The following is a 14565-nucleotide window of genomic DNA, read 5'->3' as shown; positions in this document are numbered from 1 at the left end:
GTATAAACAATAATCAAGCTATTTTAAGATTGTTTCAAGTCGTGTTTTCATTTGTAAATATTCGCTTTGCTCTTGGTCTTTATAAGTAAGTTTTATCCCATTGAAAGTTTTTGACTTATCAAAAAAATCATTTAGACCTGAGTAGGTTTCAGTATTAAATAACTTTGCAAAGTCCTTTGGGCTTTTGCCTTTTTTGTTTCCTGGTATTACATCTAAAACCCTAAATTCATTATAAAGCAAGTCAATAAAAATAGCTGATTTTTTTGAGTTAAAACCATTTGAGAAGTCTTTTAATTGTTCTATTTGTTGTTTTTCTATGCCAGTAAAGAAGTCTTCAAAAGTAGGCTTGTTTTTTGTCTTTTTTTGTGGTGTATTCAGTAAGCTTTTATACCTATCTACTAAAGTATTGAATTGTTGTTTTTTTATTCCTTTTAAAATGCTTTCGCTTTCGTTTTTTAGTTGGTCGAGTAGTTCGTTTTCAAGTTTTATTTTTTCTGAACTATTTAAGCTACTTTCATAGGCTTTCATTCTTTGCTCAAAAAACAAGTCTTTTAACTCGTTCCAGTTGGCTGTATTAATTATTACCCCCTTGTAGGTTGTCTTAGGGTCTGAAACTTCTTTTAATACCTTAAAAAAGGCTTCAATTGCTATTCTTTTATGAACTCTCTCTTTTGTTGTTGCCATTGTTGTAAAGTGTTTATTTTCAAACATTTTTAAATCTAAGTCAATACTTTTGAAGTCTTCAATTAGCTCAGCTATAAATCTTTTGTCTTTGTCTTTTGCTTCGGCAAATTCATTTTCAATTTTAGTTAGCAAATCATTTATATCGTCCTTTAAGTTTTCAATCTCAGTTTTATCGAAATCATTATTTTGAACTATTCTATAAAACTCTTTTGCCCTATTTATTCTATTTTTTAGGTCAATCAAGTCAATTTTTTTGTTGTTTTTAATATCATTTTTTAGTTTATAGAAAATACTTGTTAAACTGATTGTTATAGTAAAAGGGTTGATTTTTTTTGTGTCTTCAAATTCTGCAATAAGTTTGCTTATAAATCTACGTTGGTCTATTGTTTCAAGTTCAAATTCTATTTTCTCTAAGGCTTCTATTATTTCGCCCCTTAATTCCTTTGTTTCTAACTTGTTTAAGTGGTGTTTTTCTAAAGTTTTAAATAGTTCTAGTGAGTCTATGAAGTTTGATTTGACATCGTCAAAGTTGAGGTTACCTTTTAACTTTTTGGTGTATCTTATTTTTATCCAAATAGCATTTATCTTTTCTGCTATATTTTTAGGTCTTACGCTTTGTGTTCTTTTTGTTAAGTCAATTAAGTAAGGTTTTTCACTTGCAAAGTCAAATAAATTATTTTCAATTGCTGTTAAAAATCCCCACTTGTAAACATTTAATTCAGAAAAACTAAAAGGCTTGTACTCAAATCTAAACTGAGTAATTGTTTCCTTTTTTTTTCCTTTGTTGTCAAGCGAATATTTTTTTTCATTATACAAAAAATCAAATTCGGTCTTAAGCCTATTAAAATCATTTAGATAAAAAGTATTTAAGGCGTTTTTTATTTCTTTGTTGTAGTGATTTTGTCCGTCTAAATATCCTTTTCCAAAGATATATTTTAAGTTTAAAAATGCTTGTTTTTTATAATCAAAACTTATATCGTTGTTGGCTTTATAAGGTATTACATCAATATTAATTAGTTTTTCTTTTAAGTTTGTTTCTATTAAAAAAAGTGTAATTAAGTAAGGGTTTTTTATAGAAGCAATTAGTTTATTTTCATTCTCGTAATTGAACGTAATATTATAAGCTTCCGTTTTTACAATTTTTAAAAATTCCCAACTAACTAAAAAATCGTTTTTTCTTGTTTCCATTTGCTGAGGTTTTAAAGTGTATTAAAATAGTCCGATACTTCGAGGGCTAAATCTTTATTGCTTTTGCCTATGTAGTTTAAAAACATTGCTTCGGTGCTATGTCCAGTAATGTAAATTAAAAACGTGGTCGGTATTTTGCCGTAAAAGTTAGTTGCAAAGGAACGTCGCCCTACGTGGGAACTTATTAATTCGTGCTTTGGATAGTAGTCTGTTTTGTATCTGTAAAGCGGTTCTTTTTTCGTTCCTAAATTTATCAATTTACGCCCTTTGGTTGGCTCGTTTACCTCAGCCAGTTCGCAAACATCTTTTAGATACTTGTTGTATTTTTGGTCGATTAGTTTTTTAGGGAACTTCCCGCCGTTGGCTTCAATAATATCTAGTATTTTTTTATGAAGCGGGATTGTCATTGTTTTACTGGTTTTCTTTTGTGTGAACTCGATTAAGTGTTTGCCGTTCTCGGTTCTTATCATTTCGGGGGTAAACCTTAAAAAGTCCGATACTCGTTGCCCACAATAACAACTAATTAAAAGCCAGTCTCTAGTCGCTTTTAATTCGTCGCTTTTGAAGTTGGTTTGTTCTATTTGTTCAAGTTCTGCAAGCGTTAAATAAATTTTAGGGGTTTTCTCGCCTTTTACGTTTAGTTTGTCAAGTTGTGGGCTTACTTCAAGCCCGTTGTATTTTGCATGATTACAAAGCTGTTTTAAAAAGCCGAATTGTTTTCTAGTGTAGTTTTGTGAATAGCTTTTTTCTTTTAGGAACTCGACAAAAGTATTTTTAAAACTTTCGTTTACGTCTTTGATTTCGTATTGAGTTTTCTTTTGTGCTTCAAGTGCTTCAAGTTTTGATTTTAAAGCTTTGAACTTGAATTTTAAATGTTTCTTTATTTCAGTATTTCTATTTTCTAAATAAAAGTTTAGATAGTCAACTAAACCCGTCGGGGCTTGGTTTTCGGGATTGTAGAACGTATCTAAGGTACTTTTTAGCCATTGTTTTTGAGTTGGCTTGTATTTGTTCGGCTCAGCTTCAAAGTTGTTTAAAACAAATTTTTCTAGTTTAGATAAGTCTTTTTTCAAGTCAATAACTTGGTCTTTTATTTCGCCGTCGTCAATACGTTTAGCATCTATTTTTTGCCAAACTTCTAAACTGGTGTTTGTTTTTGTTTTTGCCGTTATAACAAAAGGTTTTTTATTGAAACTAAACCTCAGCTTTGCGGTTAAATAAGATTGTTCTTTTTTACTTCTGTAATAAAAATTAATCGTTGCCATTGATATTGCTTTAAATTAGTACGTTTTAGACAATATCAAAGATAATACTTTTGTTCGATTTTTGTTCGATATATTGCTACTTTGTTCGATTAAGTTAGCTTTATTTCAATGTACTATTTTATAAATGCTTATATTTACTAGCTTTTAAAGTTGTTGTTTGTTGTGGTGGTTGCTCGTTCGGGTTCGATATTCTCCACAACACAACCACTTTTTAAAGTGGTTTTTTATTTTTTAATGGAGTCATCGGTGCCGCTTTTGCGAGCATCCTCGTAAATGTATTAAAAATTGAATATTTTCTCATTTACGGAATTCCCCCGACGTTTCGGGGCGATATTCTCCACAACAAAGCCGTTTCAATTTTGAAACGGCTTTATTTACGCTCGTTTTTGTTTATTAAAGTGTTTTCATGGAATCATCAAGATCTGCTTCAAGTGATTCAAAGAAGGCCATTATGGCTTCAATATCTTCATCGCTAATATCTTTGTTGCTCTGTAACTTGGCCATGATTTTAATGCTTTCTTCTAAGCTTTCTACAGAGCCATCATGAAAATACGGACTGGTTTTGGTTATGTTTCTTAAGCTAGGAACTTTAAACATATATTCATGGGATTTCTTGCCAGTAACTTCAGCTAGTCCTTTATCTATTGTTTCACTTTTAGTATAGTTCCAGTAATCATCAAATAATCCGAACTTTTGCATCATTTTTCCACCAAGGGGAACACCAGCATGACAGGCAATACAGGCGTTATCTATAAAAGCTTGCAGGCCTTTTTTCTGTTTTGTATTCAGCGCAGCTTCATCTCCATCTAAGTATAAATCGAATTGACTTACTGGAGACATTTGTCTTTCGAAAGCACCAATAGCATTTGTGATATTGGTATAGGTTAGGCCTTCTTTAGGATACACTTTAGCAAAACTTTGAACGTAATCATCAACCTGAGCCAGTTTGTTCTCCAAGTACAAACTATCGGGAATTGCATGCTCAACTGGATTTAAAATAGGCATTCCTGCTTGCTCCTCTACATCTTTAGCTCTACCATCCCAAAATTGAGAAGTATGTAAATGAGCATAAATTACACTAGGAGAATTACGAGTTCCAAATTCTTTGGTGTCTCCGGGAGATGTTGCCAAATTATCTACCCCATAGGTACTCAAATTATGGCAGGAATTACAACTAATGCTATTGTTTTTCGATAAGCGTTTATCAAAATACAATTTTTTTCCAAGTGCAATTTTTTCAGCAGAAAGTTCTTGATTAGGCAAAGAATTCACAGAGCTAAACAAACTAGATGCTTGTTGATGCAGTTCACTTTTGGGTTCGGATACGATTTTGGTATAAGCTCCTTTTTTGGGAGAAGAATCACAACTGATCAGTAAAAAAATAAAAGTAGTGTAGATAAAAAACTTCATGATGTAAATGCAATTAAAGTGAGACCAATTACTAGTTTCAAAAATAAATACATCCGTTTTTTAGCTTTGTAACTAAGGTAGCACAAGAAACACGAAACAGTATAAAAATGATATTTGTCAGTTTTATTACCTACAATTTTAAAAAAGCATTATTGCATTCATCGAGACTTATAGGAGCATCCAACCCATTTGCAACGCAAAAAAAGTGTCAAGCTATTTTTTAGGCAAATACAATTTCATGTCCTTAATTTGCAGCTCGTCTAGATGTCCCATTTGGCTTTCATCTTTGGTGATTAAATGCAGGTGTACAAACGAATCGTGGTGGGTGAAAATTCCTTGATGTTCGGTAGAGAAAAATCCGATAATTTCAACTTCTTCATTTTGAATAGCATAGTTGGTTTGCCCGCGATGCGCTTCTTCTGGTGAAGATACCTTACTTCCTTTCGGTAAATTTTGAATATGAATTTTCGCACTGGTCACATTACCTACTAACTTAAAGGCAAAAGGTCTTTTTAAGTCGACTGTTTCGCGCTGTAGAAACTGCTCCACATCTTGAATGTTTTTTATTTCTTCAGGCAATGCTACTTCGTTCCATTCGTTTACGTGGGTGTATACAAAAAAGGGTGCAGAAGCAGCATAAGTTTGCACTACTTGCATGGTGGAATCTGAAGTTACTTTAGAAACATAACTTTTTCCGTTGTTAATCAGCAATTCTCCTTTTAAATAACTCAGCGGCCCAATTCCGTACAGTCCTTTGGTGTTGGAAATACTGTCTAAATCAATTTGGCTTCCTAGTTTTCCTTTCCACATCACTTCTTTCATGGCGCTGACCACTTTGGTATCGGGATAGCTGTGTTTTTCGGTTTGTGTTTTAGGTGCGGTAGAATTGCAAGCCAAGAGGAGACTTGCAACGAGTGTAAATGTAAAGTGGTGTAATTTCATATTTTTAAAATTGATTACAAAGTTAAGCATTCAATGCAAAAAAAGTTGTTCCGTTGGGACCGTCGTTTTCAATTAAGGCGGGTTGTAAGGCGCCAGGCATCACGGCTTCAACAGGATGGTCGGCATACTCGCCACCCAAATCGGTTTGCAACCATCCTGGATCGAGTGAGTTGATGCGCACGGCAGTTTCATCTAATTTTACACTCAAGTCTTTAGTTAACTTGGCTAGCGCTGCTTTAGATGTGCTGTAGGGCGAAAGTTCAGGTTGGTCTTGAATTCCTGATACCAAATTGATAACCCGTCCAAATCCGTTAGTCATCATTTTCGGAATAAAGGCTTTGCAAAAAGCATACGGCGCAAATACATTTACCTGCATGCTCCAACTCCAATCTTCTTGGGTATGGCTCCAGTAATCGTGTCGATAAGGCCGCATAATGGCAGCGTTGTTATATAAAATTTCTACGTCTATATTTAACTTTTCTACCTGCTGAATCACTTTTTCCACTTCTTCAGGATGTGCTAAATCGCCATAAACAGAATGGGTTTTCACCTTGTATTTTTCTAACAAAGCGAGTGTAGTTTGGCAATTGGCTTTTGTGCGACCATGTACAATAATATTGCATCCTTTTTCAGCCAAGCCGATGGCGATTTGCTGCCCAATGCCACGGGTTGAGCCGGTGATGAAAGCCGTTTTGTTTTGTAAATTCATCTAGCGTTTTTTATTTTTTAGTGTAATAGCTTCAAAAGTATTGAAATGCATTTTAGTAGCCTTTTAAAAATTCAAATTTTGATGTAAACTAAATTGCAATTGGTTTTTTGTCCAAACTTCAGTTTCTTGTCGCATCCAGCCCAATTGAATTCGCGATGTAGGACTAAGTACATAACCCAAACCCAAGTAAGTTCGGTTGCGATCGAATAAAGCCACTTCTGCATTTCCCGTGTGGCGTTCGCCATTGATAAACAATTCATTATAAAAAGCAGCATAAAAGACTCCTTTTTTCAATTCTTTAGCGTTTAAACTTACGTTGATAAATAAGTTATAGCGAAATCGTGTTCTAAAATCTTGCTGTTCCACCCAACGTTGTTCGTACCGAAAACGATGCGTAATAAAAACGCGCGAGGCTATTTTTTGGGGTAAAAGCGCTTCTTGGTATATTCGGTTTTCAGCAAAGGTATTGTCGCTGTTACCAGGTGTTCCCGTACTTATATTGGCGTAGCCTACGGTAAAAGTAGCTTTCCATTCCTGTGGCGAAAAAGTTAGTCCCGAACGCAAGAGCAGCTGTTCTAAATCGCCAATGCTGTTCCAATTTCGGTATTGTGCGTCGCCTTGAATTCCCCAAGCGCTTTCGTTAAAAGATGCATTGTAAAAATACATATACCAAGCTCCTAATTTAGATTCTTCTACTTGTGCAAAAGCAAATTGACTAGCGAATACGGTGCTTAATAAAAGGAGTAGTTTCTTCATAAAATGAAATTTAGTCACTGAAACTAACATTATGGTGTTTCCAAAATTAATGTTGTGGTTTCAGCAACTTACCTAGATAAGGCTTTATAATCACTTACACAATTTTAAAGGCAAATACTTTTGGAGTAATTGAATGCTGCTATTTTTCATAGGTAAAAATAGTTTCGATATCCGTTTTAAATAAGCGCGATAATTTGATGGCCAAGACCAAACTCGGGTCAAATTTTTCTTTTTCAATGGCATTGATGGTTTGCCTGGATACATCTACCGCATTGGCCAATTGTTCTTGCGTGAGATTATGCTCAGCACGCAAGACTTTCAATTTGTTTTTCATGCGTAGCGTTTTCTAATAATGAGTAAACTTACAAAATACGTAATACCAATTATTCCGACTAGAAAGCCAATTTCGGCATCTGCTGCTATTAAGTTGGTGGTATCTAAAAGCGAATAGCTAATGCCAATTACAACCGCTAAACCCAGCGTAATTCCTAAAGCTTCCAATTGTATTTTCCGTTGCAACTCATCTAAGCTATTAAATAAGTTTCGGTTGGCAATAAGCATGGCAACCCCGTTGGCAAAATTAACGCCTACAAATAATATGGACAGCAATTGATGGTCGTCCCAGATGTAAATGGGACCAAAGGTGGCCAAGGCAAGTGTAGCTACCCAAGACCAAGTCCAGCCCGCTAAATTTAAGATGTGTTTTCTTGTTGTTTTCATTTTAAAAGTAATTAAGATTATACATTATGTAAATAAAACTTTACAAATATAAACAACAAATTGAAATGTCAAGTCTTATTTACATTTTAATTTTAATTACGCCTAGAAAAAGCCATTTGACACGGAAATTATACAACACAAAAGCTTAATAAAAATAGCCTTGGTTGGGGCAGGTTTTGGGTTTATGAAGAGTCTTGCATATATTTTTGAAAATCTTCTCTTTCTAAATAAAATCTTAACTTTTATTGCAAAGCATTCGATGTTTGTGTATTTTTAGTTTTATATTTATTGTAAATTAAGAAGATTTAGTTTTTCAGTTCATTTTCAATAAACATTAACATTATTATAATCACTACACGTTTAATTGCTGTTATGGTATAAAATATTTTTAATGAAGAAATTAGATGTGACATGTGCACTCGTTTGTTTAAATGGTAAAACACTTGTTGTTCAGAGAAGTGAAAAAATGAAACTGCCCTTAAAATGGGAATTTCCAGGCGGAAAGATTGAAAACGGTGAATCAGCAGAAGATTGTGTTAAACGCGAGATATGGGAAGAATTAAATATTGAAATCGAATTGATTTCTAAGTTATCGCATTCTAATTTTGATTATCCAAACTTTTCGATTGAACTAATACCTTTTATTGCAAGATATGTTGACGGTGACATCAAGTTGTCTGAACATAAACAATATCTTTTACTCGAAAAAGTTGAACTAAACGATTTAGACTGGGCGGAAGCAGATATTCCCATTCTCAACGAATTTTTAAGATTATGAATGAAGGAATATACGAAGAATTAGTAACCCAATTAGTTTCACAGAAACTTGAATATATTGACAAAAATGAATTTTTCGTTAATAAATCCGTTTTAGATAAAGAAGAAGCTTCTTCTATACTGTCTAAACATTTAGCACAAACCATTAAGAATGCACTTAATTATGTAAAGGCAGAAGATAAAATTGGAGCACAAATCGAAATTGCAAATAAGATTATTCTCTTTCTGAAAGACGAACTTAAAAAGGAAGAGTTTGAAAATGATTTGATTGCTGTTGAAGGAGAAATATTAAAAGCCGTATTCACAAAAGTAGATGCTCATTTTTCGGATTTCAATCTTCATCTAAAAGAAATAACTCCGTATACTCGTTTAACACATAGTGAATTGTTCACAGGTGGAAATGTTGGTCTTTCTCTTGAAAGTGAGCTAAAAAAAGAAATTCTGTCATCTAATAAAATAGACCTGCTTGTTTCGTTCATAAAATTTAAGGGTATAATTATATTAGAAAGAGAATTGATTGAGTTCACTAAAAGAGGTGGTCAATTAAGAGTTATTACTACCACATATATGGGGGCTTCTGATTACAAAGCCATCCAGTTGCTTTCAAAATTAGACAATACGGAAATAAAGATATCTTATAATTCTGGAAATGAAAGACTGCATGCAAAAGCATATTTATTTAAAAGAAATACTGGCTTTCATACAGGATATATCGGTTCTTCAAATTTTTCTCGCTCGGCCTTAACAGATGGTCTAGAATGGAACCTTAAAATTACTACGAAAGAGGTAAATCATATTATTGATAAATTTCAAAAAACATTCGATTCGTATTGGCAAAGTGAAGATTTTGAATTATTTGATGATTCGATTCATAAAGAAAAATTAATTCAGTCATTGAATCAGGGGAAATCAGGAAAAATCTCAAACTTGAACCTTACTTTTTTTGATATTAAACCTTACCCGTTTCAATCTGAAATATTAGAAAAATTAGAGGTTGAAAGAGTTGTTCATAACAGAAATAAGAATCTTGTGGTTGCAGCTACCGGAACAGGGAAAACAGTGATTTCTGCATTTGATTATCAGCGATTTAAAAATGAAAACCCATCGGCAAAACTCCTTTTCCTAGCACATAGAAAAGAAATTTTAATTCAGTCTCTGTCTGTGTTTAGAGGAATATTAAAAGATAATAATTTTGGAGAACTGTGGGTTGACGGAATGGTTCCGGACACCTATGAATTTGTATTTGCATCAGTTCAAACAATCAATAATCGTTTGAATGAAATCAATTTGTCACCAGATTATTTTGATTTTATTGTTATCGATGAATGTCACCATTTGACAGCAAGTAGTTATCGCGGTATAATTAAATATTTCAAGCCAAAAGTTTTACTTGGATTAACAGCAACACCCGAAAGAATGGATGGTGGCGATATTCAAGAAGATTTTCACAATAAAATTGCCGCTGAAATTCGTTTGCCTGAAGCATTGAATCGAAAGCTTTTATGTCCGTTTCAATATTTTGGAATTACCGATAGTATAGATCTCTCAAATGTTAGATGGGAAAGAGGGCGTTATGTAGCTAGCGAATTATCTTCAGTTTATACTGCCAATGACAGAAGAGTCAGAGAAATCATTGATGCTTTAGAAAAATATACTAAAGACCTGAATGATGTTCGAACAATTGGCTTTTGTGTAACTATGGAACACGCTAGATTTATGGCAGAAAAATTTTCTCTTGCAGGTTTAAAGGCGGATTATTTGACAAGTGATAATAATCAAAACAGAGATAGTGTTAGAAATCAGTTACTCAAAAAGGAAATTAATTATTTATTTGTCGTTGATATTTTCAATGAAGGTGTGGATATTCCAGAAATTGATACAGTTCTGTTTTTAAGGCCCACTGAAAGTTTAACTATTTTTTTACAACAACTAGGTAGAGGTTTACGACTTGCAGAAAATAAAGATTGCCTGACGGTTTTAGACTTTGTTGGTAACACTAGACCTGAATACAATTTTGAAAATAAGTTTAGGGCTTTGATCGGCAAAACAGCTTCTACTGTAAAAAAGGAAATCGAAGATAATTTCCCTCATTTACCATTAGGGTGCTCAGTCATTTTAGAAAAGAAAGCCAAACAAATCATTTTATCAAACATTACGACAGCCACTTCTTTAAACCGAAATCAACTGATTCAAAAGATTCAAAACTTTCAACATCAAACAACTTTATCGTTAAACTTGAAAAATTTTATTGAGTTTAACAATATTCCCATCCAAATAATATACAAAAGAGGGGGTTGGAAAAGACTATGTTTCGATGCAGGAAAGTTAGACGAATTTGATAACACAAATGAAAAGGAAATTGTTAAAGCAATTTCGAATAAATGGTTGTCGTGTAGCTCAACTAGCTATTTTGAGTTCGTTTTAAGCATTGCAAAAAAAGGGTTTAATATATCATTAGATCACTTTAGTGAAACGCAAAAACAAATGCTTTTGATGTTACATTATGACATTTGGCAAAAAGCCGGTGAGTTTAATTCTTTAGAAAAGAGTGTTCGAGAATTAGGGAGAAACAAAGTGCTTCTAGGTGAAATTATTGAGATATTAGAGTTGCTGATAGATGGAATCAGTTTTAAAGAGATAGATATTACTCTTCCGTACAGTCAACCGCTTAAAATTCATGCGCGTTATACTAGGGATCAAATTTTGGTCGCCTTTGGTTTAAGCACATTTGAAAGAAAATCTCCAAGTCGAGAAGGCGTCGCAGAAAATTCATCACTGAACACGGAATTACTTTTTATAAATCTTATCAAATCTGAAGAAAATTTTTCTCCGACAACTATGTATGACGATTACGCAATCAATGAAAAATTGTTCCACTGGCAAAGTCAAAATTCTGCCGGTCCAGAAACTCCTAAAGGGATTTCATATATCAAGCATAAAGAAGAAGAAAAAAGAATCTTACTCTTTGTGCGAGAAAAAAACAAAGATGAATATGGCAAAACTATAGGTTATGTTTTTATTGGTGAAGGACAACTAAGAGAATATTATGGAGCGAAGCCAATGAATGTGAAATGGGAATTAAATGAACCTTTACCTCATTATCTGTGGAAAGATGCTGCAAAATTAAGGGTTGGTTAGTAAAATATTTAGAAGTAATAAATTAAAAAAAGCACATAAAAAACAAGTCATATATACAAAACTTTTCATTTCAATACTCCTTCTTCCCAGGAACAACCCCACGAACTCCACCAAGCGGATTTTCAACATCATTTTTATATCTAGGAATAATGTGAATGTGGCAATGAAAAATAGTTTGTCCAGCCGCTTCGTCCACATTGATGCCGATATTAAAGCCATCGGGATTAAATTGTTTTTGTAGATCTGATTTAATCAGGTTCACCAAAAACCAACAAGCCGATTGTTCTTTAAAACTCAGCTCGAAGTAATTGGAAACTTTTCGTTTGGGAATGACCAAGGTGTGTCCTTTTGATACGGGAAATTTATCTCGAAAAGCAAAACAACTGGCCAATTCGCCAACTTGCTCTTTGGGTTCTAGTTTTTCAAAAAACGGACTTACTTCAGTCTTTTTTTGGTTGAGATAGCAGTAGTGTTGGTATTCATAAATCTCCATATTTTCATTGATAAAAACGGTTTTAAACGGAAGAACTACATTGGTTTGGTAGGTTTTTACTTGGTGTACAAAATGCGTTCTAAAACCGGGTTTTTTGATGTCACGCCGTACACTAAAATAAGCTTTCCCACCAAATTTGAGCAGATTAGCCACTTGATATAAAACCTTTGCTTGTTCTTGGTTTTGCAGAACATTCAACACATAATGACATACAATCGTGTCGTATTTTTGCTCTGGGTAATCGGGTTGGTAGTGTGGGTCGTAACCTTGCACATCAAATCCTTTTTCTTTTAATTCTTCAACATCTTTCCCAAAACCACAACCAAAATCCAATACTTTACCTTCAATTAAATTTTCATCCAGCAAAATTCGGGTAGGAAAAGACATTTTATCTCTTTCCTTGGCGGTGAAGTGTGAGTTAATGTTTTGGTTAACCATGATACCTATTCTAAATATTCAAAACCATTATTGTGTGCTACTGTTATCAAAGGACTAATTACATCTTTATAATTATCAAAACTTATATTCTGATTTTCTGTAAACCTTGGAAATGTAGATAAATACTCTTCTTTAAAAGTTTTAGGCATGGCTTTACCGAGTAGTTGTATAGCATCTTTTTGAATCGTGTAAAAACGATGAAAATGTTTGTCTAAAAGTGGTAGTTTGTTGTTTTTTGAAGAATTGAAATTAGCGTTTATAGGCACTAAATTCCATATTAAATCATGTGTAACAAATGAATAAGGTATAAAATGATCTACATGATAGTTTTTAATATCTAAAACTTCGTTAGTGAAAATACATCTAGTTTCTGGCTTTTGCTCTAAATATACATTCCAAAATTTTAGTCGTTGTTTGGTTAGTGGATTTCTTTTAGCTGGTTTAATCAGCTTGTTCAAAATGTTTGGCGTACTTGGATTTCTCGCTTGAACAAATAAAGCTAAATTCCAATAAATAAAATCCTTAATGATTCTTGCATTGAGTTGCATGTATTCAAACCAATTGTCATTGATGATAATTTTATCTTTAAATAAACGATACATCGCATTTTGAAAATCATTACTTGATGCTCCATAAACTACTTTTTTTGAACCTTTAAACCAAGGACTTAAAAATTTATGTGGAACATTTTTGTCTAAATGAAATAGTTTGGTTTCGTGTGATTTTTGTTCACTAACTATCAGTTTATTAAAAATTTTCTCTTTTGAATCACTTTGATTAATTAATGTGTTTCTTTTAAAATCCTGTATTAATTCTTCAATTTTGTCTTGACTTCCGAAGGATAATCTGTAATATTCTACTGGATACCAAGCATTAGCTAACATTCTTGCAAAAATAGCTTGCTTTTGAATTTGTTTTTTGCCTTGTTCAACTTCTTCAATTATACCTAAAAACCAATAAAACTTATACGTAGCCGAAGTGTAATTAAATACACTAGCTAAAGCAGTATTATTGATGTCAGGTGAAAAGGGAAGTTGGTTCATTTACAAAAGTTTAATCCAATTAAGATCCACTAAAACTAACAAATATTTTTGGCTTGGCGATGTGTTGGAATGGGTATTTTTTAGTTTGGGTTTTTCAAAACGCTGCTTAGGAGATACTAGGGAGATACTTGGGGGATACTAGGGGTGAAGTAGGGCGTAACCAATTTGAATTTTGAATAATGAAAGTTAGGTTTTTGTTTTTCCAAGACTTCATAAGTTTTTCATCCAAAGGCGGAAAGGCAAAACCTGTGAAGTCTATTTAAAGTATAAGCCTGTATGCAAGGTGGTAACTTACTATATTGAATTTACTCTTCAGCCTTCACTTCTTGCAAGCTTTTTACTTTAGCCAATTTAAGTAAGGTGTAGCACAAAAAACCAACGGGACCCAACAAGAAACAAAATAAGAGACACGGGATGATGAGGTAATGGGATATCTTGTTTTTTGCGCATTGTTTACTATCCAGTTTCCAACCAACAGGTCGAATACTAAATAATGAATCCAACCCGTTAAAACAGCTTGGTCGGTACTAAATAGGCTTTTAATGCCTTCCAATTGGCTAAAAGCTTCCATATTGAAGTTGCCTAAATGGCTTATGACATAAAAGGCGTAAACACTTGCCATTAGTGCAGCAAAGGTATAAATGACAGGATTTCGCCAGGCTTTTTTAGGAAAGAAAATCAAGACAATCCACGCGGGTAAAACCAAAGTGTTGACAATTTGAAATACCAAAGATGCTTCCATAGTGAAGGAGTTTTTAAATGAAGCTTACTTCATTTTATATTACGAATTTAATAATAATATGATACAATTGCTGATGCATATTTTAAGAAGCATTTATGCGATATTAAAAATAGCAATCGGTATTAAATAGGCAATACTTATTAAAACAAAACGATAACCATTACAAAACCCTGCAAGGGTTTCGAACCCTTGCAGGGTTGTACTGGTTAGCGATAAAACCTTGAAGGTTTCGTCAAGTTTTTCGAGTTTTTTGACTCCTT

13 protein-coding genes are annotated in these 14565 nt (G+C 33.2%); 2 read left to right on the top strand and 11 right to left on the bottom strand.

The window, feature by feature from the left end; genetic code table 11:
- Nucleotides 1–18 precede the first annotated feature (18 nt).
- The 8 genes from IEV72_RS01445 to IEV72_RS01410 form a co-directional block, all read right to left on the bottom strand.
- Nucleotides 19–1500, bottom strand: a complete 1482-nt coding sequence (locus IEV72_RS01445) for a hypothetical protein (protein ID WP_188457294.1) — start codon at nucleotides 1498–1500, stop codon at nucleotides 19–21.
- 383 nt (nucleotides 1501–1883) lie between these two features.
- Nucleotides 1884–3137 (bottom strand): tyrosine-type recombinase/integrase, encoded by a 1254-nt coding sequence (locus IEV72_RS01440; RefSeq protein ID WP_188457293.1) that lies wholly within the window; start codon nucleotides 3135–3137, stop codon nucleotides 1884–1886.
- 393 nt (nucleotides 3138–3530) lie between these two features.
- The gene (locus IEV72_RS01435) at nucleotides 3531–4547 is read right to left on the bottom strand and encodes a cytochrome-c peroxidase (protein ID WP_188457292.1); all 1017 of its coding nucleotides are present in this window, start codon (nucleotides 4545–4547) and stop codon (nucleotides 3531–3533) included.
- Between the two features lie 213 nt (nucleotides 4548–4760).
- The gene (locus IEV72_RS01430) at nucleotides 4761–5489 is read right to left on the bottom strand and encodes an acetolactate decarboxylase (protein WP_188457291.1); all 729 of its coding nucleotides are present in this window, start codon (nucleotides 5487–5489) and stop codon (nucleotides 4761–4763) included.
- Nucleotides 5490–5511: 22 nt separating this feature from the next.
- A complete protein-coding gene (locus IEV72_RS01425) occupies nucleotides 5512–6198 on the bottom strand; it encodes an SDR family NAD(P)-dependent oxidoreductase (protein WP_188457290.1) in 687 nt (228 codons plus the stop codon).
- 63 nt (nucleotides 6199–6261) lie between these two features.
- Nucleotides 6262–6954, bottom strand: coding sequence for a DUF2490 domain-containing protein (locus IEV72_RS01420; protein WP_188457289.1), 693 nt, complete (start codon nucleotides 6952–6954; stop codon nucleotides 6262–6264).
- 139 nt (nucleotides 6955–7093) lie between these two features.
- Nucleotides 7094–7288: a helix-turn-helix transcriptional regulator gene (locus IEV72_RS01415; protein WP_188457288.1), complete on the bottom strand. Its 195-nt coding sequence runs from the start codon at nucleotides 7286–7288 to the stop codon at nucleotides 7094–7096.
- The gene (locus tag IEV72_RS01410) at nucleotides 7285–7674 is read right to left on the bottom strand and encodes a hypothetical protein (RefSeq protein WP_229731759.1); all 390 of its coding nucleotides are present in this window, start codon (nucleotides 7672–7674) and stop codon (nucleotides 7285–7287) included. Before IEV72_RS01410 ends, IEV72_RS01415 begins: the two co-directional genes overlap by 4 nt.
- Before the next feature lie 391 nt (nucleotides 7675–8065).
- Here IEV72_RS01410 and IEV72_RS01405 point away from each other — a divergent pair, with 391 nt between their 5' ends.
- Together IEV72_RS01405 and IEV72_RS01400 are read left to right on the top strand one after the other, a co-directional pair.
- The gene (locus tag IEV72_RS01405) at nucleotides 8066–8452 is read left to right on the top strand and encodes a (deoxy)nucleoside triphosphate pyrophosphohydrolase (protein ID WP_188457287.1); all 387 of its coding nucleotides are present in this window, start codon (nucleotides 8066–8068) and stop codon (nucleotides 8450–8452) included.
- Nucleotides 8449–11589, top strand: coding sequence for a DUF3427 domain-containing protein (locus tag IEV72_RS01400; RefSeq protein WP_188457286.1), 3141 nt, complete (start codon nucleotides 8449–8451; stop codon nucleotides 11587–11589). Before IEV72_RS01405 ends, IEV72_RS01400 begins: the two co-directional genes overlap by 4 nt.
- 70 nt (nucleotides 11590–11659) lie before the next feature.
- Here the strand turns inward: IEV72_RS01400 and IEV72_RS01395 are convergent, their stop codons facing one another.
- The 3 genes from IEV72_RS01395 to IEV72_RS01385 all read right to left on the bottom strand — a co-directional run bounded on the left by IEV72_RS01395 (nucleotide 11660) and on the right by IEV72_RS01385 (nucleotide 14305).
- Nucleotides 11660–12520 (bottom strand): HIT family protein, encoded by an 861-nt coding sequence (locus IEV72_RS01395; protein WP_188457285.1) that lies wholly within the window; start codon nucleotides 12518–12520, stop codon nucleotides 11660–11662.
- A 5-nt stretch (nucleotides 12521–12525) separates the two neighbouring features.
- A complete protein-coding gene (locus IEV72_RS01390) occupies nucleotides 12526–13563 on the bottom strand; it encodes an HNH endonuclease domain-containing protein (RefSeq protein WP_188457284.1) in 1038 nt (345 codons plus the stop codon).
- A 337-nt stretch (nucleotides 13564–13900) separates the two neighbouring features.
- Nucleotides 13901–14305, bottom strand: coding sequence for an ABA4-like family protein (locus tag IEV72_RS01385; RefSeq protein ID WP_229731757.1), 405 nt, complete (start codon nucleotides 14303–14305; stop codon nucleotides 13901–13903).
- Between the last annotated feature and the right edge of the window lie 260 nt (nucleotides 14306–14565).

The sequence above is a fragment of the Psychroflexus planctonicus genome (assembly GCF_014640195.1).
In the GTDB taxonomy this organism is placed as follows: Bacteria; Bacteroidota; Bacteroidia; order Flavobacteriales; family Flavobacteriaceae; genus Psychroflexus; species Psychroflexus planctonicus.
This window is presented reverse-complemented; position numbering and strand designations above follow the sequence as displayed.

Bases quoted from the DNA above. Each gene is read 5' to 3' on its own strand.
- IEV72_RS01440 (WP_188457293.1), bottom strand. From the start codon at position 3,137: ATGGCAACGATTAATTTTTATTACAGAAGTAAAAAAGAACAATCTTAT.
- IEV72_RS01435 (WP_188457292.1), bottom strand. From the start codon at position 4,547: ATGAAGTTTTTTATCTACACTACTTTTATTTTTTTACTGATCAGTTGT.
- IEV72_RS01430 (WP_188457291.1), bottom strand. From the start codon at position 5,489: ATGAAATTACACCACTTTACATTTACACTCGTTGCAAGTCTCCTCTTG.
- IEV72_RS01425 (WP_188457290.1), bottom strand. From the start codon at position 6,198: ATGAATTTACAAAACAAAACGGCTTTCATCACCGGCTCAACCCGTGGC.
- IEV72_RS01420 (WP_188457289.1), bottom strand. From the start codon at position 6,954: ATGAAGAAACTACTCCTTTTATTAAGCACCGTATTCGCTAGTCAATTT.
- IEV72_RS01415 (WP_188457288.1), bottom strand. From the start codon at position 7,288: ATGAAAAACAAATTGAAAGTCTTGCGTGCTGAGCATAATCTCACGCAA.
- IEV72_RS01410 (WP_229731759.1), bottom strand. From the start codon at position 7,674: ATGAAAACAACAAGAAAACACATCTTAAATTTAGCGGGCTGGACTTGG.
- IEV72_RS01405 (WP_188457287.1), top strand. From the start codon at position 8,066: ATGAAGAAATTAGATGTGACATGTGCACTCGTTTGTTTAAATGGTAAA.
- IEV72_RS01400 (WP_188457286.1), top strand. From the start codon at position 8,449: ATGAATGAAGGAATATACGAAGAATTAGTAACCCAATTAGTTTCACAG.
- IEV72_RS01395 (WP_188457285.1), bottom strand. From the start codon at position 12,520: ATGGTTAACCAAAACATTAACTCACACTTCACCGCCAAGGAAAGAGAT.
- IEV72_RS01390 (WP_188457284.1), bottom strand. From the start codon at position 13,563: ATGAACCAACTTCCCTTTTCACCTGACATCAATAATACTGCTTTAGCT.
- IEV72_RS01385 (WP_229731757.1), bottom strand. From the start codon at position 14,305: ATGGAAGCATCTTTGGTATTTCAAATTGTCAACACTTTGGTTTTACCC.